Source organism: Bacillus sp. AFS017336, from assembly GCF_002555445.1.
GTDB lineage: Bacteria > Bacillota > Bacilli > Bacillales > Bacillaceae_G > Gottfriedia.
On sequence record NZ_NUCO01000013.1, the window covers coordinates 44843 to 64728 of the forward strand.

Sequence of the window (19886 nt, forward strand, 5' to 3'; positions counted from 1 at the left end):
CAAATCGACCAATCTAAAGGGGTGTGAGTCATGATTGGGTTAGTAAAAGGATTAAAGTATACTCTTCAAAATTTAACGCGCGAGAAAGTAACATATGATTATCCAAATCAGCCGATTCCGTTACCAGATCGCTTTCGTGGTATTCAAAAGTTTTATCCAGAAAAATGTATTGTTTGTAACCAATGTTCGGCAATCTGTCCAACAGACTGTATTACATTAACTGGGAAAAAGCATCCTGATCCTGCGAAAAAAGGAAAAATTATCGACACATACGATATCAATTTCGAAATTTGTATTTTATGTGATTTATGTACAGAGGTTTGTCCTACAGAAGCGATTATTATGACGAATAACTTTGAGCTTGCAGAGTATTCACGTGATGAGTTGTTTAAAGACCTTCAATGGCTTGATGAAAATGATCAAAACATTCGAAAGGAGAATAAAGCATGAGTGGTTTTGTAGTTGCTTTCTTTCTTCTTTCTTTAGCAGCCATATTAGGCGGAGTAATGATGTTAAACTCAACGAAAGTAATGCACATGATGCTTTCACTTGTATTAACATTCATTAGTATTGCAGGGATTTATGTTCTCTTATCAGCGGAATTTGTGGCGGTTGTTCAAATTCTTATTTATTCAGGTGCAGTAACGATCTTAATGATTTTTGGAATCATGTTAACAAAGCATGATATTGAAAGTGAAAAGCCAAAAAGAAATTGGAGAAATATTGCTGCATTTGTTGGTATTGTTGCATTTGGAGTTGTTATGTTTTTAGGTGTAAACGGTCTTTCAATCGATGCATCAGATGTTGATTTAGCAACAAACAATACGAAAAATATTGGATTACAATTATTTTCAAATCACATCGTACCATTTGAAGTAATGTCTGTATTATTACTAATTGCTTTAGTAGGTGCGATTATTTTAGCAAAATCAGATGATTCAAAAGAGGAGGGTACGAAGGAATGACTTCAGTTCCAATTAATGCTTATCTTCTTTTAGCGCTTATATTATTTTGTATCGGTTTATATGGTGCACTAACAAAGCGAAACACAGTAATCGTGTTAATTTGTATCGAGTTAATGTTAAATGCTGCAAATATTAATTTAGTGGCATTCAGTAAACTTGGTGTGGCACCGTCTTTAACTGGACAAATTTTCTCATTATTTACGATCTCAGTTGCGGCTGCTGAAGCTGCAGTGGGCGTTGCAATTTTAATTGCATGGTATCGTCATCGTCAGACAGTCAATATCGATGAAGCTGATTCATTGAAAAGATAATTAGGAGGTGGAATTTGATGATGCAGTATGCTTGGCTTGTTCCGGTACTTCCGCTAATTTCGTTTCTAATCCTAATATTAGCTGGTACAAAAGGAAAGAAAGGTAGTGGGATTTTAGGGGCAACTTTAACAGGAATCTCATTCATCATCTCCTTGTTCGTCTTATTTGACCGTCTACAAGGGGATACAGTGCAGAAATTATACACTTGGTTAACAATTGGTAATGTCGATATTCACGTTGGATATGTAGTAAATGCACTAAATTCGTTAATGTTAGTAATTGTTACGTTTGTTAGTACATTAGTACATATTTATTCTACTGCTTATATGGAAGACGACGACCGTATTACGGTATTCTTTGCATATTTAGGTTTATTCACATTTGCGATGCTAGCACTTGTCATTTCACCTAGTATTCTACAACTTTATGTATTCTGGGAGTTAGTAGGTCTAGGATCATTTTTACTTGTTGGTTTCTACTTCTACAAAGAAGAAGCAAAAGCAGCAGCTAAAAAAGCGTTCATTATGACTAGAATAGGGGACGTTGGTTTATTTATTGGGATGGTCCTTTTATTTTGGAAAACAAAGAGCTTTGACTTCGATCAAATCTTCCATGTAATCCAAGGAGGACAAGTGAGTACTGGTATGTTAACACTTATTGCCATTTTAATATTCGTTGGGGCAATGGGGAAATCAGGTCAGTTCCCACTTCACACATGGCTTCCTGATGCGATGGAAGGTCCGACACCAGTTTCTGCATTAATCCACGCAGCAACGATGGTAGCAGCCGGTGTTTACTTAGTTGCGACTACTTATCCAATTTTTATCGCTAGTGGAACTGCTCTAACTGTTGTTGCGATTGTTGGAGGATTTACTGCTATTTTTGCAGCAAGTATTGGTCTAGTACAAAGAGATATAAAGCGAGTGCTTGCCTATTCTACAGTCAGCCAATTAGGTTATATGATGCTTTCATTAGGTGTTGGGGGATATACAGCAAGTATCTTCCACTTAACTACGCATGCATTCTTTAAAGCTTTATTATTCTTAGCTGCAGGTAGTGTAATTCACGCAGTACACACTCAAGACATCTTTAAAATGGGTGGATTACGTCACAAAATGAAGTGGACATCTGCACTATTTCTAATCGGTACTTTAGCGATTACAGGTGTACCGTTACTATCTGGTTTCTTTAGTAAGGATGAGATTATAGCAGCAACTTGGGAACATGGAAATTACGTTTTATTCGTTGTCGCTTTAGTTGCAGCATTCTTTACTTCTTTCTATATGTTCCGCTTATTCTTCTTAGTTTTCACTGGTGAAGAAAAAACAAAAGGTGCACACGAATCACCGAAGTCAATGGTTATTCCAATGTCACTATTAGGTATCCTTGCAATTTTTGCGGGTTATATTAATACACCATTCTTTGGACGCCACTTAAATGACTTTTTATTAGATGGTGTTCCATTTAAAATCACTGAACATAGTCATGAACCGGTTTGGATTATGATTGTAGCAACTCTTGTTTCTTTAGCGGGTATTACACTTGCTTACAATATGTATGGAAGAAAGCCTCAACAAACTAATCAAGAAGAAAACGGATTATTCCATGAAATTCTTCTTAATAAATATTATGTAGACGAATTATATAGCGTAACGATCGTAAAGGGTATGTTTGCAATCGGGCATGTAATGTTTGTAATTGAGCGTTTTGTAATTGAAGGGCTTGCAGTTTTAGTAAAAGGAATTGTAAGTAGTATCGGTGGAATTGGTTCAAGACTTCAAAGTGGTCAAGTTCAAACTTATGGATTTATTACACTACTTGGTCTAGCACTAATTTTACTAGCAATCGTTGTGACAGGGGGGTACAACTTATGATGTCGAGTTTCTTATTATGGGTTGTTTTCTCACCTTTATTAGGATTATTACTAGTTTCTTTCGCTCCAAAAAATTCTTATAAGCTTTGGGCATTAGCGACTTCAGTTTTATCATTCGCTATTACAATTCTTGCATATATAGCAGGTCATAATCATTCTAGTTTAAAAGACTGGAATATTTCATACGATTGGTTCTCGTTTGGAAAAATCTTTGCTGGTTCGACTAGATTGTTTCAAGTAAAATTTGAACTTGGCGTAGATGGTTTATCATTAGTTATGATTTTACTAACTGGTATAATCTCATTAATCGCTGTAATAGCAGGTTATTCAATTAATAAAGGCTCAAAAGGCTTTTACCAATTATTATTCATCCTACAAGTAGGGATGTTTGGGGTATTTACAGCTCAGAACTTAGTGTTATTCTTCTTATTCTTTGAATTAACGCTAGTTCCGATGTTCTTCTTAATTGGAAAATGGGGCCGATATGATAGTGAGCGTGCGGGTTACCAATTCTTAATTTACAACGGATTAGGTTCTGCGTTCTTATTATTTGTTATAGCTGTTCTGTTTGCTCGCACTGGCACAACTAATTATGCAGTGTTAGCAAATATTATTCCGTCGGGCCAACAGACACTTAGCCCAATTTCAGATCATTTAAAAATGGTTTTATTAGTTTGTTTATTAATCTCATTCGCAATTAAACTACCGTTATTCCCGTTCCATCGATGGATGGTGAATGTACATACTCAAGCAAATCCTGCTGTTGTAATCATTCACGCTGGGATCCTTTTAAAAATTGGAACTTACGGTTTAATTCGTTTTGCATTAGGTATTTTTCCAGAGCAATTTGACAAAATGTCGACTGCTCTTGCGATTATTGGTGTAATTAATTTACTTTATGGAGCTTATATTGCTTTAATTCAAAAGGAATTACGTTCTGTATTGGCTTACTCAAGTTTCTCGCATATGGGGATTGTAATAATTGGATTAGCGGCGATGAATAGTGCCGGAATTCAAGGAGCTATTTTGCAATCAGTATCTCACGGTTTAATTGCAGCATTACTATTCTTAATAGTTGGTATGCTAGAAAACCGAGGTGATTCTACTAGCTTTGATCGTATTTCTGGGTTATCAAAATTAACTCCTAGATTAGCTGGATTATTACTTTTTGGTGGTATGGCATCTCTAGGTTTACCTGGCCTATCAGGTTTCGTGGGGGAATGGTTGTCATTTGTTGGTCTATTCCAAAGTCATAAAGCAATTGCAACAGTTGGTACATTAGGTATCATTTTAACTGCAGCATATATTTTAAGAGCAATTTTACAATTATGCTTCGGTAAAAATAGTGACTTTATTTCATCATTCACTGATCTATCAAAACGCGAAGCAATCGCATCAGTTATTTTGGTCCTTGCGATTGTCCTGCTTGGTGTATACCCAGCATTCGTAAATAATATGATCGTGTCATCAGTGGATTTTATCATTCAAGGGATTAGAGGTGTATAGAAGATGACATGGAAAGCATTATCTGATTTTCAATGGGGAACTATGGGTCCTGAGATTATTCTAGTAGCTGCTGCGCTTCTTCTATTAATCCTTGAGCTTTTACTACCTAAAAATGTAAATCGTAAAATAGTCGGTTGGATTGGCTTACTTAGCGTTGTTGGTTCATTTGTATGGTTAATCACACTATATTCGCATAAACATACAAGTCTATTAGCCGGATCTTTCAAACTAGACTCGTTTGGGCTACTATTTAAATCTGTTTTATTAATTGGAGCAATCTTAGTCTTATTACTTGCTTTAGGAGATAAAACAATTGCAGAGCGATCAGAATACTATACGTTATTTATAACTGCCTTAATTGGCGCGATGTATATGGCTTCAAGTAGCGATTTAATTACATTATTTGTTGGACTGGAGCTACTTTCAATCTCATCTTACATTTTAGTTGGGATTCAAAAGAGAAGAGAAGGTTCTTCAGAGGCTGCACTCAAGTATGTAATTAACGGTGGTATTTCGACGGCAATCACATTATTCGGTTTAAGCTATACTTACGGCTTAACAGGTACGACTAACATTTCAGAAATGCATGCGTTGCTTTCTCAAGGAGTACCGAGTAGTAATGAATTTTTATTAATTCTAGCATTCGTTCTAGTGTTTGTTGGATTATCATTTAAACTTGCATCTGTACCATTCCATATGTGGGCACCAGATGTTTATGAGGGTGCTCCAACTCCAGTAACAGCATTTTTAGCTACTGTTTCAAAAACAGGTGGATTTATCATCGTACTACGCATTTTCTTAGTGATCTTTACAGGTGCGTTATTGACGAAGGAACATAAATCAGTATTTGAAGTAATGCAGCCGGTTATTGCTACGTTAGCCGCGCTATCAATGATAATAGGTAATACAATTGCTTTAAAACAAAGCAGTCTAAAACGAATACTTGCATACTCAGGTATTGCACATGGAGGATATGTTCTAGTTGCGTTTGTAAGTATTTCCCTATTCATGTTTGAGAGTATTTGGTTCTACTTATTGGCTTATACATTTATGACAATCGGAATTTTAACAATTGTTTATAATGTACAACAACAAAGAGGATCAGATTCACTTTCCTCATTTGCTGGTCTAGGTAAAACAAATCCATTTTTAGCGGTTATCATGTCAATTTTCGTTTTATCGTTAGCAGGGATACCATTAACTGCAGGATTTATTGGAAAGTTAAATATTTTCATGGGGGCTTTTGTCCTGGAAAAAGGATATTTCATATTAGGTGGAATTTTACTTTTAACTACAGTTGTATCTTACTTTTACTATTTTGGCATCCTTCAAAATATATTTTTTAGAAGTGGTGAAGAACGTAAAATAGTATTGCCAAAGACACATCTTTTCGTTGTTATAGTTTGTGCAGTCTTAACGATTGTATTAGGTATTAAACCATCTTTAGCTTTAGATTTATTTCATAAGCTAGACATTGTGAAAGATTTCTTTATGGCGTAAAATAAACTTAGATTAAAAAGTGTAGGATTATTCCTACACTTTTTAATTTGCAATTAAGAACAAAATTATTTAAAAGATCGAACGAAAAGAGGGCATAAAAATGGAAGCTTTAGTTGGGACAGAAGCGGCATTAGCAATTATTGTCCATTTACTTTTCATTATTTTAACTTGGTGGGCAATAACCGCAATTAAATGGGAAAGTATTATGAAAAAAGGTCATGTCGCCCAAATTCGACTTTTTATGGTGTTATTAACAATTACAATTTCTTCTACTGTAAGTAGTTTCTTCTTAGACTACCTTCAATATGCAAAAAACATTTCATATTTATTGAAATAATTTGTCAAAAAGTATGTTATAAAACACCGTATAAACCCCTCTTTACCTGTGAAAAATGGAGGTAAGAGAGAGGGGATTTTTTATGAAAAAAACGATCTATTTATTTATAATGATGATTACTTTTGCTACGGTATTATTTTTTAATTGGGGTAAAATCGGTATGGCTGACACGGGAGTAGGCCAATTGAACCGTTTTGCAGATGTATTAAATAAAAAAGACATTTCGGTTACAAGTTGGAATTTGTATGCACGAGAAGCTAAAATGAATACTTCAGTGACTAAAATAATCGGTGATTATAAAGAAAAATTTAAAAATTTTAAATGGACTTATACAGATAATGGTAATAAAATAATTGGTACATTTAACCATAAGTCAATCACAGAAAGAATTGTGGTAACATCTACTAGCAGTAATAGCAGCTATGTAATTTATGAACTGAGTGGGACTAAATGGGACCAACACGCTGAAAAAGAAACAAAAAGTCTTATAAAGAATTCAATGGAAAATATTTTTAGTAAGGAACCTACTATTTTTACTTGTATAAAGGGGACAATGGGTGGTAAACTTGAAGGTGTTTTGCAGGGTATAAAAAATGATTTTTTGGGGACTTTCAAAGCAACAGAAATTGAAGAAATAAAAGAAGGGGCATTCGTCTCTGTTTCAGCATATACTGAACAGTGGAATGACGCTTTGGTTGCAAATGGCAAAAAAATAAATTTACAAATTGCAATTCGTGAAAACAATGTTGATAAATCAACGACAATTATTCTTGGAACACCGATTATAACAGTAGAATATTGATAGATCTATTTTAGGACACGGAGGGGAAAAGTTTGGATAAAATCATTGTCCGTGGCGGGAAACAGCTTCAAGGCACAGTTCGTGTAGAAGGTGCAAAAAATGCTGTCTTACCAGTTCTTGCTGCAGCGCTACTAGCTAGTGAAGGAAAAAATATAATTCATGACGTACCAACTCTATCTGACGTTTATACGATTAACGAAGTTCTTCGTAATTTAAATACAGAGGTTGAGTTCGAAAATAATACAGTAACAGTTGACGCTTCAAAAGATTTATTTGTTGAAGCACCATTTGAATATGTTCGCAAAATGCGAGCATCAATTCTTGTAATGGGACCACTTTTAGCTAGAAATGGTCATGCGCGTGTTGCTTTACCAGGTGGATGTGCAATTGGATCTAGACCAATTGAACAACACTTAAAGGGCTTTGAAGCAATGGGAGCTCAAATTACGGTTGGTAATGGTTTTGTAGAGGCAAAATCAAACGGTCGTTTAAAAGGGGCAAAAATCTATTTAGATTTCCCAAGTGTGGGTGCAACAGAAAACATCATGTCTGCAGCAGCGCTTGCTGATGGAACGACAATTCTTGAAAATGCTGCAAAGGAACCTGAAATTGTTGACTTAGCAAACTTCATTAATTCAATGGGTGGTAAAGTTCGAGGTGCTGGAACAGGCACTATTCGAATTGAAGGTGTGCCAACACTATTTGGTACAACTCATCATATTATTCCAGACCGTATTGAAGCAGGAACTTTTATGGTAGCTGCGGCGATTACGAATGGAAATGTATTAATTGAAAATGCAGTTCCTGAACATTTAAGCTCAGTTGTAGCTAAAATGCGTGAAATGGGTGTAACGATTATCGAAGAAGAAGAAGGTCTTCGTGTAATTGGTACTGACAATTTAAAACCTGTAGACATCAAAACGATGCCTCATCCAGGCTTCCCAACAGATATGCAATCACAAATGATGGCACTTCTATTAAAAGCTACTGGAACAGGCATGATTACTGAAACAGTATTCGAAAATCGTTTCATGCACGTTGAAGAATTCCGTCGCATGAATGCAAATATTAAAATTGAAGGTCGATCAACGATTATTCATGGACCAAATGATCTACAAGGCGCAGAAGTAGCTGCTACCGATTTACGTGCTGCTGCATCACTAATCCTTGCTGGTCTTGTTGTAGATGGATATACTCGCGTTACTGAATTAAAACATTTAGATCGTGGATATGTTAATTTCCATGAAAAGCTTGCTGCACTTGGAGCGGACATTGAACGTGTAAACGAACCAAGCACAGCGGTAGAGGAAGAAACACTTAAAGACTTACAAGCGTAAACTAAAAAACAATTCAAATGCCTGGCACTTTGTGTTACCCCACATAGAGTCGGGCATTTTTGCATTCTCATGCAACTTTCTACTATCAGTTATAGACGGAAACCGTATAAAATATTCTAAAAATAAGAAAAAAATAATATATTTAATTAGAATAATTTAATTTGAAAACAGATCGATATTGTTCTAAATGCTTGTCCATCTGCATAAATTATCTTTAGAAAGGGCAATTAGTTGAAAATTGTCATATAAAGTTGTTTAGGAATGGATAGGAGGAAAATATGAAGTCATTTAAAACATTGGTCACTGCAGGATTAACTACTTGCTCAGTCGTTATTATTATCCCAACATTACTTGTTCTACCATTTCATAGCCATACAGACGGTAGGTTGGTTGATCAGCTACAGAAAAAAGCAAATCAAGTTGCAGCAGCGAACAAAGATGATAATTTAAGTATCTCTGTTTTTAGAACGAAAACACAAAAAGTTGAAAAATTACCAATCGAGGAATATGTTTTAGGTGTTGTGGCTTCAGAAATGCCTGCAAAATTTGAACCAGAAGCATTAAAAGCACAAAGCTTAAGTGCAAGAACATTTATTATCAAGAGATTAAAAGAAGGTAAGCCGCTTGAAGAAGGTGGAATAGTAGATGATACTGTTCAATTCCAAGTCTTTCAGGACCGTGATGATTTAAAGAAAAGATTTGGATCTAATTACGATGTAAGCATAGCAAAAATAGAAAAAGCAGTAAAAGCCACTGAAGGACAAATATTAACATACGATGGACAACCTATTACAGCATCATTCTTCTCTTCAAGTAATGGCTACACAGAAAACTCAGAAGAATATTGGAGCAGTAGTGTACCATACTTAAAAAGCGTACCAAGCCCATGGGATTCTATTGCACCTGACTATATTTCTACAGTAGCATTCTCCATAAGCGACTTCGAAAATAAACTTAATGTTAAAATTAATAAGTCCGACATAGGGAAAGTAACATCAAGAACACAAAGTAAACGTGTGGCAAAAGTAATGTTTGGAAATAAAACGCTAACTGGTAAAGAAATCCGAGAAAAGCTGAACCTACGTTCAACAGACTTTACATGGGAGCGTAAGGGCGACGAAATCATCATCACAACAAAAGGCTTTGGACACGGAGTTGGCATGAGTCAATACGGAGCAAATGAACTCGCAAAACAAGGTAAAACATATGATGAGATTGTTAAGTACTATTACAAGGGAATAGCTATTCAGAAGCTGAGTAAGAACGATTACGAAGCATTAGGGAAGCTTTGACGGATAGATAAATAGGCAGGATTAAAAATGGACTCTTTGGGTCCGTTTTTTTTGCATTTAATTAAAAACCCCTCTAATTAAACTAAAATTAGTCTAATTAGAGGGGGATATGGTATAAGATTGTTCTTGCAGAGTCATTTAATTTAATGAAGTCTACGAATGGAATTGTAGTAATTCAGGTCTAACCGTAGCGGTCTTCGTAATTTTTATCCTTGCTTGTTTGCATACTTATAATAAAAATAGCCTACAAATGGACGAACTTTTATATTTGTTACGTTAGGCTTTTGCAAGTAAACATATCCTGCTTGATAGACAGGAGCAATAGCAGCGTCATTTAGTAAAGTGTCTTCTGCTTTATGAAGAAGCTGGGTTCTTTCAGTTTCATTTTGTAGACTTACTGTGTTAGCTTTCTGTAAGAATTCATCATATTGTTTGTTTTTATAGTTTAATACATTTAAAGCTGATTTAGATGTGAATAACTCTAAATAAGTTGTAGGATCTGGATAGTCAGCACCCCATGTATCTAATGATAGATCATAGTTTCCTTGTTGGCGTAATTCGAATTTTTGCTGTGCAGGCATAACAGTAATATTAACTGTTAAACCTTTTAAGTTTGTTTCTAATTGTGCTTTAAGATATTCACCGATTTTGCGTGAAGTATTACTATCGCTAACTAGTAATGAAATACTAGCTTTTGATTTACCACTCTCTTTTAATGCCTCTTTAAAAAGTGACTTTGCTTTTTCTAAATTAACTGTAGATGGGTGAGATGTTGTGCTAACGAAATCTACACCTTTTGAGCTTTTTACTAAACCTTTAGGGATGATTCGGTCTGTAGGAATTGAACCATCATTTAATAGTGTTGTACTAATATCCTCTTTATTAAAGCCGTTAGCAATAGCTTTACGCATTTTTTGATTTGCTAGTAATGGATTCTTCTGATTAAAGCTAATATAAGACACGATTGGCATTGCTAGTTTATTTAACTCTTTATTACCTTTATAACGATCGATTACGCTAGAATCAATAATTGCTTGATCGAGTTCGCCAGTTTCATATAGATTAACAGCTGTCGAAGTTTCTTTCATAATCTTAACGTCAATTTTATCCACAGATACGTTCTTTTTATCATAGTATTGAGGGTTTTTAGTCATTGTAAATCCAACTTCATGATTCCATTTACTTACAACGTAAGGGCCATTATATAAAGTGGTATTTGCTTCTAGACCATATTTACTACCTTGCTCTTTAACGAATTTTTCATTAAGTGGGAAGTACATTGGTAAACTGGTTAATTGAATGAAATAAGGAATAGGGCGATCTAGTTTAATTTGTAATGTTTTTTTATCTATTGCAGTTACCCCAAGGTTATCCACAGGCAGTTTTCCTTGGTTAATTTCTTTTGCATTTTCAATATCATATAAATCGTATGCAAATTGAGCTTTTGTATTTGGGTCAACTGCACGCTTCATTGCAAAAACAAAATCTTGTGCAGTTACAGGATCACCATTCGAATATTTAGCATCTCTTAAAGTGAAAGTATAAACTTTTCCATCCGCACTAACTTTATAAGACGAAGCTGCTGCTGGAACATATTCTCCTTTTTCATTTGGCATATAAAGACCTTCCATAACACTATTAAGTGCATTTAACGATGGACCGTCTAAGGCTAATGAACTATCAAGGCTAACGATATCTGAAGTATCCATTAGGTGTAATGTATGATCATTTGATTTGCTGGCAGTCTGATTTGACTGTTGTCCACAGCCTGCTAGTGCCAATGTAAGTAATAAAGTAATTGATGCGAAGCTTTTCTTAGTAAATTTCATTTTATCTTCTCTCCTTAATTTTTGGGTACAAAAAAAGAGTCCCCGCCTTATAAAAAGGACGAGGACTCCCGTGGTGCCACCTTAATTAGCCTAAAACCGTTTTTAGACTCACTTTGCAGTATCAAAACAAATGCAATGAACTACCTTGTGACAAAAAGCAGTATCGAAACATGTGTTTGAATACCCGTCCCTTTTATCGGTGAGACGTCCGCCAAAGCCTACTGCACAATTAAGGGTTCGGTTTGGGTGCTCAGAAGCCCATTCAAAAATATGTCCGTACTGACTTGCACCAACCGTCAGCTCTCTGAAACATCCATATAATCTACTCTTCTTCATCAACGCAAAAATATATAATGACTGAATTAATTTTTAAGTTTAAGTTTTTAATACATCGTACAAGCTTGTAGTGTGATTATATTTTGTAAAAAAGAAAAATGCAAGAAAAATATTTTTTCATATTCATAATTGAATTTATTAACTTATCCACAATTATTGTGTATAACCGTTGTGGAATTGTGGATAAATCGCTTTCATTTGTTAATATTTTTATAATAAATTGTGGATTGTTTTCAAATTGTGTGGAAAAATAAGAATTTTGTCGAACTAAAATTTTCTAAATTGCGTATATAATTTCTGGAATCTGTTGACAATGATTGCAGAGGTGATAAGGATGAGAGAGGAACAAAACAAAAAAACTTCTCAAAAGGTTGTTAAGATGTTAAGAAAGCGTTGGGTAGTACCAGCAATTTATTTAGTAAGTGCAGCAGTAATTTTAACGGGTGCGTTATGGTACCAATACAGTAATGCTCCAACTCCAACAAAAACTGGAACTACTGTTGATACAAGAGAGCCAGATGCAATTCCAACTTCACAGCCAGAGGAAAAATTAACTTACCCAGTTGCGAAGGATAAAGAAGTTCAAGTTAAAAGTCACTACTATGATGACTCAGCGTCAAAAGATGAGCAACAAGCATCTTTAATTCAAATGGATAGTAATACTTTTACGATCAATACTGGTATGGATTTAGTTGCAAATGATGGAAAAGAATTTGATGTAACTGCAGCTCTTAGCGGTACTGTAACAAAAGCTCAAAAAGATGCTCAGTTAGGTTATGTAGTTGTAGTAGAAAGTGGTAATGGATTAGTTTCATACTACCAAAGTTTAAAATCTGTTAGTGTTGAACCAGGAACTACTGTTTCACAAGGTCAAGTACTTGGAACTGCTGGTACTGCTATAATCGGTAAAGAAAGTGGCATTCATGTTCATTATGAATTACGTAAAGATGGTGTAGCAATTAATCCAGAGAAATACCAAGGACAAGAAGTATCTTCAATCATTAGTTCTGAAGGGACTAAAAGTGAAGCTAAAGATTCTAGTACAATGAATACTTCTGGAAATGTTTCAGATGATACTCAAGGCGATTCATCTAATACAGATTCAGACCCAACTGATAATTCACGATAATAATTAATCATTTCACAAAGTGCCTAACACATGGGAATCAAACCCCATATGTGTTGGGCACTTGTTTTTTTCTGATAATTGTGCATAGTTAGAAACTTTCCCTAATACAATGTTATAAACCCATCAAAGAGGTGTTTGAGGTGAGGGATCGTGGATTTTCTACCTAGTCAAAATAAGTGTAACTCAGCAGGTCAGTCAGAGCAGGAAAAAAAGCAGCTAAGTCAGTCAAAACGAGTCTCATTTCACGCTTCTCACATCCATTTAGAGGAGGAGAGTAGTGTGCACGATTACATCAAAGAGAGAACGATCAAGATTGGGAAATATATCGTGGAGACGAAGAAAACCGTACGCGTAATAGCTAAAGAGTTTGGAGTATCAAAAAGTACAGTACACAAAGATTTAACAGAACGCCTTCCGGAAATAAATCCAGATTTGGCAAATGAAGTTAAAGAAATATTGGACTATCACAAATCAATTCGTCACTTACGCGGTGGAGAGGCTACAAAGCAAAAGTATCAAAAAGAAGACGTTGAAAAAGTAACGAAATAATGTTTCTGAGCCTTGAAAACAAAATTAGAAATATTTAACCTCCTATTCACAAATAATTAATTACTAAAAGCAGTTGTTTATGGTAAAATTATATTTTGGTATGGAACGTATTCGGGGAACTGCTCATGAGTATAGTGAATAAGGAGGAGCCAAAAGGAATGTTTTCTAAGGATATCGGAATAGATCTTGGTACAGCCAATGTCTTAATACATGTAAAAGGTAAAGGAATCGTTTTAAACGAGCCTTCTGTAGTTGCAATAGAGCGTAGTAGCGGTAAGGTATTAGCAGTAGGTGAAGAAGCTAGCCGCATGGTAGGGCGTACACCTGGTAATATCGTTGCAATTCGTCCATTGAAAGATGGGGTAATTGCTGACTTTGATATTACTGAAGCAATGCTACGTCATTTTATAAATAAATTAGATGTAAAAGGTTTTATGTCAAAACCGCGTATTTTGATTTGTTGTCCAACAAACATCACATCTGTTGAACAAAAAGCAATTCGTGAAGCTGCTGAAAAGAGCGGTGGTAAACAAGTTTATCTTGAAGAAGAGCCAAAGGTTGCTGCAATCGGAGCTGGAATGGATATATTCCAACCAAGTGGTAACATGGTAATTGATATTGGCGGTGGGACAACCGATGTCGCTGTCTTATCGATGGGAGATATCGTCACCGCCTCTTCAATTAAAATGGCAGGGGACAAGTTTGATATGGAGATTTTAAACTATATCAAGCGTGAATACAAACTGCTTATTGGAGAACGTACTGCAGAGCAAATTAAAATTGAAGTAGGTACTGTTTTCCCTGGTGCTAGAAATGAAACAATCGATATCCGTGGTCGCGATATGGTAACTGGTTTACCTCGTACAATTACTGTACAATCTGATGAAGTTCAAAGAGCATTAAGTGAACCAGTTTACTTAATTGTACAAGCTGCAAAAACAGTACTAGAACGTACACCACCTGAATTATCAGCTGATATTATTGATCGTGGAGTTATTCTAACTGGGGGCGGAGCGTTACTTCATGGAATAGATACTTTACTTGCTGAAGAATTAAGAGTTCCTGTTTTCATTGCTGAAGACCCAATGCAATGTGTTGCAGTTGGTACTGGTATTATGTTAGAAAACATTGATAAGGTTCCGAGCCGTTACTTAAAATAAACATCTCTGAGCCTATCCGAAGTGCACCCCAAATGTTAGACATTGTCTAAGATTTGGGGTGCACTTTTTATGTATTAAGGAAAGTCGATGTAGTTTTATAATTATCAGTGCAACTTCGCTGATTGGCGAGTTTTCTTTATAAAGATAAGAAGGATGAAATTTGAAGTGTACCACGGTTCTAAAAACTGTGGTATTTTTGCGGCTGTACTCTAAGCAAAAAAGGACCGGGCAGTTTTCTGCCCGGTTTTTCTTATGTCTAAATTTAAAGTGAAGATTCGTTTTTGTTATAAAAATGTTTAGGTTTTGTAAAATTAATACGAACTAGAAGGTAGCCATGCTTGCGATAGAGAAGAGGAATGTATCATGTTATTGATTAAATAGCCATTTATAAAATTAAATTAAAGAAATTGTAAATCAAGAATTGGCTAGGCCCTTTATACATATGTTTTAAGGACTTAAAGCTCTCAAACTTCTAGTTTATAGAAATAAAAGTTATTAAAAATAAACCTCAATTAAAAGTAGACCAATAGAAATACAAACCGTAATTAAAAAGCAAATTTAACAAACATATAGATTTTACATAAGAAGTGTTTTTTATCTTTATAGAACTTTTATAGGATGGAGATGAAACATGACGCGCATTGTTGTTGCTGGTACGGGATATGTTGGCCTTTCAACAGGAGTTTCATTTGCTACAGTTGGTTACAATGTAACATGTGTAGATATTGACTATGAAAAAATTAATTTGCTCCAAAAAGGTATTTGTCCGATTTTTGAACCAGGCTTGCAAGAAGCATTAGTAGAAAATATATCACTTAAGAGGATTAAGTTTACGACAAATTATCAAGTAGCTTATAGTCAGGCAGATATCATATTTATTGCAGTAGGGACGCCAGAGCTTCCAGATGGAACAGCGAATTTGAGTTATTTAAAAGTGGTTGCAAAGGATATTGCAATGAATGCTAAAAGAAATCTTATGGTTGTCATTAAAAGCACGGTACCTGTTGGAACGAACGAGATTGTTAAGGAAATTATGAACGAAAATGCACTACAGCATTTAAACATTGACGTCATCTCAAACCCAGAGTTTTTAAGGGAAGGGTCTGCTTTATACGATCTATTTAATGGAGATCGAATTATCATTGGTTCAGAGAGTCAAGCCGCGACAGAATTGGTTGAGGAATTATATAAACCATTTAACCAACCTATTTATGTAACAGATGTAAGAAGTGCAGAGATGATTAAGTATGCTTCGAATGCTTTTTTAGCTACTAAAATCAGTTTCATTAATGAGATTGCTATGGTTTGTGAAAATTTAGATGCTAATGTTGAGCATGTTGCAAGGGGAATTGGGTTAGATCATAGGATTGGGTCAAAGTTTTTAAATGCGGGAATTGGATATGGTGGATCTTGCTTTCCAAAGGATACGACTGCCTTAGTGAAAGAGGCTGCGTTAGTTGGTGTAGACTTAAAGTTGTTAAAATCAGTCATTACCATAAATGACCAACAGAAGCTGAAATTATTTGAAGTAGCAAAATCTATTTTAGGTGATTTGACTAATAAAGAAATTTCATTGCTTGGAGTTAGCTTTAAACCAAATACGAATGATATACGACATGCCCCATCGATTACTTTAATTAATCAGTTCTTGAAAGAAAATACTAAAATTACAGTATATGATCCATGTGCTTTACCAGAGTTAAGAAAGGTTTTCGGTAACTCCATAAGCTATTCAACAAATATTGAACATGCCATTCTTGATAAAGAAGCTACATTAATTTTGACGGAGTGGGAAGAAATCTTACAATTCGATCTCCAACTATATGAGGAATTTATGAAAGTACCACTAATAATTGATGGACGTAATTGCTTTGAACTAGATAGAATTAAAAACACGAATATTCACTATTACTCAATCGGTCGACAGGCTGTAAATCCTTTGTTTAAGCTTATAGGAAAATTTTAATGCTTATTGGTTAACCATTTAAAACTGAGAGTATAGGACTTTTGAAAAAGTTGTATAACTTGGTGTGCTGTGAGGGCAAAACCACGAAAACACAAGCGAACTAGTGTGGGAAATTAAATATGTTTATTTTATTAATGAAAAGTGGCGTCTCATTGAGATGGCCACTTTTTTGTTGCGCCAAGCATGTGGAAAAAATAGATTGGTTTAGAAAACAATACATTAAATGAAATAATTTGGAAAAAGTATAAGAATAATAAGCCATGATAATGGGGCGGTGGTAAAAAATGTTTAATTACAAAGAAACCAATAGTGCAGCAACTAATAAAAAAATTCCATTTCAGAGTAATATATCACGTTCTTTAAGTAAGGACATTTTAGAAAATATAAAAAGAATTAAAGACGATTTTGGTGATAGCTCCGATTTGGTCATTCGTCACGAAACCCTTGGTGAAGGTATGCAATATTCTTTTGCAACGATTCATATTGACGGAATTTCAAATGAGAAGCTAGTGAATGATGGAATAATCGATAAAATCGTGAAAATTAATAGGGAGAAAGAAACGACTCTGTCATTAACAGATTTAGAAAATGGATTAAAGAGCGTGATTGCTGTTTCAAGTTTAAAATCACAATCAAGTTATACAAATCTTTTATCAGGATTATTAATAGGAGACACTGTTATTCTTTTGGATCACGATAGTAATTTCTTAGTTGCTTGTACAAAAATGGTGCAAACTAGAAGTATATCAGAACCATCAACTCAAACTGTAATTAGAGGGCCAAAGGATAGCTTCACGGAAAGCTTACGTACAAATACATCTCTTATTCGAAATAGAATTCAGCATCCAGCATTACGGATTGAGTCGTTGAAAATAGGCGAAATAACTAGAACTGATGTAGAGATTATGTATATAAAAGGTATCGTAGATGAAGAGTTATTAAAAGAAGTAAAACATCGTGTAGAGGCAATTAATGTAGACGTAATATTAGAATCAAGCTATATCGAAAACTATATTCAGAACGATCAAAAGACCATCTTTCCTACAATGCTTAACTCAGAGCGACCAGATGCTGTAGTAGGTAATTTATTGGAGGGGCGTGTTGCTATTTTCACAGCCGGAACACCATTTGTTTTGATTTTGCCAGCTACGTTTACACAGTTCTTTCAATCTCCAGAGGATTATTACCAAAGCTCATATATAGGTACATTTTTAAGAATGCTACGATATCTATCTTTTTGGGTCGCTTTATTTGCACCCGGAATTTTCATTGCGATTACTTCATTCCATCAAGCCGTAATTCCAACGGTATTATTAGTAAGCTTAGCTTCGCAGCGTGAAGGAGTACCTTTACCGGCAATTGTCGAGGCACTTGGTATGGAGCTGGTTTTTGAAGTGTTACGTGAAGCCGGTATTCGAATGCCAAGAGCGGTTGGACAGGCGCTTTCAATTGTTGGAGCCTTAATTTTAGGTCAAGCAGCAGTACAAGCGGGATTTGTATCTGCGTCGATGGTAATTATCGTATCAATTACAGCGATTGCTAGCTTTACTATTCCTTATTATAATATGTCAATTGCGGCAAGGATTCTTAGGTTTACTTTACTAATAGCTGCGGCTTATATCGGATTATTTGGCATGCTGGTAGGTGGATTAATTATCTTACTTCATATGTGTAGCCTTCGTTCCTTTGGTGAACCTTATTTTGCACCATTTGCGCCGTTCCGTATTAAAAGTCAAAAGGATACAATTTTAGTGGTACCTAGTCAAGGTAATCCAAAAACCATTGATGAGCAAAGAAGCGGTGAATAAGTGATGAAACGAAAATTTATAATCTTAATTATTATTACTAGCTTACTTTTAGTGAGTTGTTCCAACTATAAAGAACTAAACAGTGTTTCAATCGTGGTCGCTATGGGAGTCGACTATTTGCCTAAGGATAACCAATATAATATGATTCTTCAAATCATTAATCCGAGTGCGATTGCAACTCAGACAGGTTCGATTGGTACACCCATTATTTCTTTACAAGATAAAGGTAGAACAATTTCAGAAGCAGCACGAAATATAACGAGAAGTGTCTCACGTTCAAATATCTATTCACATGTTGCACTTGTAGTGATCGGTGAAAAATTAGCAAAAGAAAAAACATTAAACTATATTTTCGATGTATTCGAGAGAGATTCAAAAATTCGAGTAAATATTCCAGTTATTATTGCGAGAGATGATAGTGTGTATAAGGTATTAAATAATTTACCGGCACTTGATAAATTACCAGCTAAATCAATCGTAGGTAAAATCAAAAATACATCTTCGCTTTTAGGAGAAAACCAAGACATTCAAATGCGCCAAGTGATCTCTGCTCTCTCAAGTAGTGGTAGAGAACCGGTCATCAATGGAGCAACCTTAGAAGAAGAAAGTGATACATCGGAAACACTTGATAATTTTTCGAAGGTAAAATCATCTTATAACATGATAAATGGGCTAGGGGTCATAAAAAAAGGGCGGTTAGTAGGTTGGCTAGATGGTCCTCCAGCGAAATCTGTACAAATGATTGATAATGTAATTAAGGAAACAAATGTACAAATAAAATGCAGCAAAAATGAGTTTGACTCGATGGAGATCACTCGTATGAAAACGGCCACAAAGATCAAGATGAAAGGTGGCATACCAATCATTCACTTAAATGTAAAAGCCATTGCAATTATTGACGAGGTACTTTGTAATGACAATTTTGATCAAGCAAAAACATTAAAAAAGTATGAAGTTTTAAGTGAGAATGCTGTCAAGCAGACGATTGAAAAAGGAATTAAAGAAGCACAAGGATATGGTGCGGATATTTTCGGCTTCGGAGAAAAGTTACATTTAGCAAACCCTAAATCATTTAAAAAGTACGAGAAAAATTGGAATGATGAATTTAAAAAAGCAAAAGTGAAAATCGATGTAGACGTTCAAATAAATAATGTAGGTATGAGGAAAAAAGCTTATCCATTTTAGA

At 35.0% G+C, this 19886-nt stretch carries 17 protein-coding genes and 1 other annotated feature; of the genes, 16 read left to right on the forward strand and 1 reads right to left on the reverse strand.

Annotated features, from left to right (window positions below):
• Positions 1-30 precede the first annotated feature (30 nt).
• From nuoI to spoIID, 10 genes are all read left to right on the forward strand, one after another.
• On the forward strand, positions 31-450 hold the full coding sequence (nuoI, locus tag CN601_RS06560) for an NADH-quinone oxidoreductase subunit NuoI (RefSeq protein WP_098118918.1): 420 nt from the start codon (positions 31-33) through the stop codon (positions 448-450).
• Entirely contained in the window at positions 447-965 is a 519-nt protein-coding gene (locus CN601_RS06565) for an NADH-quinone oxidoreductase subunit J (protein ID WP_098118917.1), read from the forward strand. The genes nuoI and CN601_RS06565 overlap by 4 nt, the downstream gene beginning before the upstream one ends.
• A complete protein-coding gene (gene nuoK, locus CN601_RS06570; protein WP_098118916.1) occupies positions 962-1276 on the forward strand; it encodes an NADH-quinone oxidoreductase subunit NuoK in 315 nt (104 codons plus the stop codon). The genes CN601_RS06565 and nuoK overlap by 4 nt, the downstream gene beginning before the upstream one ends.
• 17 nt (positions 1277-1293) lie before the next feature.
• The gene (gene nuoL, locus CN601_RS06575; RefSeq protein ID WP_098170537.1) at positions 1294-3150 is read left to right on the forward strand and encodes an NADH-quinone oxidoreductase subunit L; all 1857 of its coding nucleotides are present in this window, start codon (positions 1294-1296) and stop codon (positions 3148-3150) included.
• Positions 3147-4655, forward strand: coding sequence for a complex I subunit 4 family protein (locus CN601_RS06580; RefSeq protein WP_098170538.1), 1509 nt, complete (start codon positions 3147-3149; stop codon positions 4653-4655). The genes nuoL and CN601_RS06580 overlap by 4 nt, the downstream gene beginning before the upstream one ends.
• Positions 4656-4658: 3 nt before the next feature.
• Positions 4659-6155 (forward strand): NADH-quinone oxidoreductase subunit NuoN, encoded by a 1497-nt coding sequence (gene nuoN / locus CN601_RS06585; RefSeq protein ID WP_098170539.1) that lies wholly within the window; start codon positions 4659-4661, stop codon positions 6153-6155.
• 100 nt (positions 6156-6255) lie between these two features.
• Positions 6256-6492, forward strand: a complete 237-nt coding sequence (locus tag CN601_RS06590) for a DUF1146 family protein (protein ID WP_098170540.1) — start codon at positions 6256-6258, stop codon at positions 6490-6492.
• Positions 6493-6574: 82 nt separating this feature from the next.
• On the forward strand, positions 6575-7294 hold the full coding sequence (locus tag CN601_RS06595) for a YwmB family TATA-box binding protein (RefSeq protein WP_179865461.1): 720 nt from the start codon (positions 6575-6577) through the stop codon (positions 7292-7294).
• A 32-nt stretch (positions 7295-7326) separates the two neighbouring features.
• Positions 7327-8631, forward strand: a complete 1305-nt coding sequence (gene murA / locus CN601_RS06600) for a UDP-N-acetylglucosamine 1-carboxyvinyltransferase (protein ID WP_098118910.1) — start codon at positions 7327-7329, stop codon at positions 8629-8631.
• Positions 8632-8909: 278 nt separating this feature from the next.
• Positions 8910-9923, forward strand: a complete 1014-nt coding sequence (gene spoIID / locus CN601_RS06605) for a stage II sporulation protein D (protein ID WP_098118909.1) — start codon at positions 8910-8912, stop codon at positions 9921-9923.
• Between the two features lie 206 nt (positions 9924-10129).
• Here spoIID and CN601_RS06610 read toward each other — a convergent pair whose 3' ends face one another.
• Positions 10130-11752: a peptide ABC transporter substrate-binding protein gene (locus tag CN601_RS06610; RefSeq protein ID WP_098170541.1), complete on the reverse strand. Its 1623-nt coding sequence runs from the start codon at positions 11750-11752 to the stop codon at positions 10130-10132.
• Positions 11753-11803: 51 nt separating this feature from the next.
• Positions 11804-12100 (reverse strand) — a binding site (T-box leader).
• A 322-nt stretch (positions 12101-12422) separates the two neighbouring features.
• Here CN601_RS06610 and spoIIQ point away from each other — a divergent pair.
• From spoIIQ to CN601_RS06640, 6 genes are all read left to right on the forward strand, one after another.
• Positions 12423-13217 (forward strand): stage II sporulation protein SpoIIQ, encoded by a 795-nt coding sequence (gene spoIIQ, locus CN601_RS06615; RefSeq protein WP_179865462.1) that lies wholly within the window; start codon positions 12423-12425, stop codon positions 13215-13217.
• A gap of 279 nt (positions 13218-13496) precedes the next feature.
• Positions 13497-13766, forward strand: a complete 270-nt coding sequence (gene spoIIID / locus CN601_RS06620; protein ID WP_025569002.1) for a sporulation transcriptional regulator SpoIIID — start codon at positions 13497-13499, stop codon at positions 13764-13766.
• Between the two features lie 158 nt (positions 13767-13924).
• Positions 13925-14926, forward strand: a complete 1002-nt coding sequence (mreB, locus tag CN601_RS06625; RefSeq protein ID WP_098118906.1) for a rod shape-determining protein — start codon at positions 13925-13927, stop codon at positions 14924-14926.
• Between the two features lie 631 nt (positions 14927-15557).
• A complete protein-coding gene (locus CN601_RS06630; RefSeq protein WP_098170542.1) occupies positions 15558-16892 on the forward strand; it encodes a UDP-glucose dehydrogenase family protein in 1335 nt (444 codons plus the stop codon).
• 284 nt (positions 16893-17176) lie between these two features.
• Positions 17177-18700, forward strand: a complete 1524-nt coding sequence (locus CN601_RS06635; protein WP_098118904.1) for a spore germination protein — start codon at positions 17177-17179, stop codon at positions 18698-18700.
• Between the two features lie 3 nt (positions 18701-18703).
• The gene (locus CN601_RS06640) at positions 18704-19885 is read left to right on the forward strand and encodes a Ger(x)C family spore germination protein (RefSeq protein ID WP_098170543.1); all 1182 of its coding nucleotides are present in this window, start codon (positions 18704-18706) and stop codon (positions 19883-19885) included.
• Position 19886: the final 1 nt, after the last annotated feature.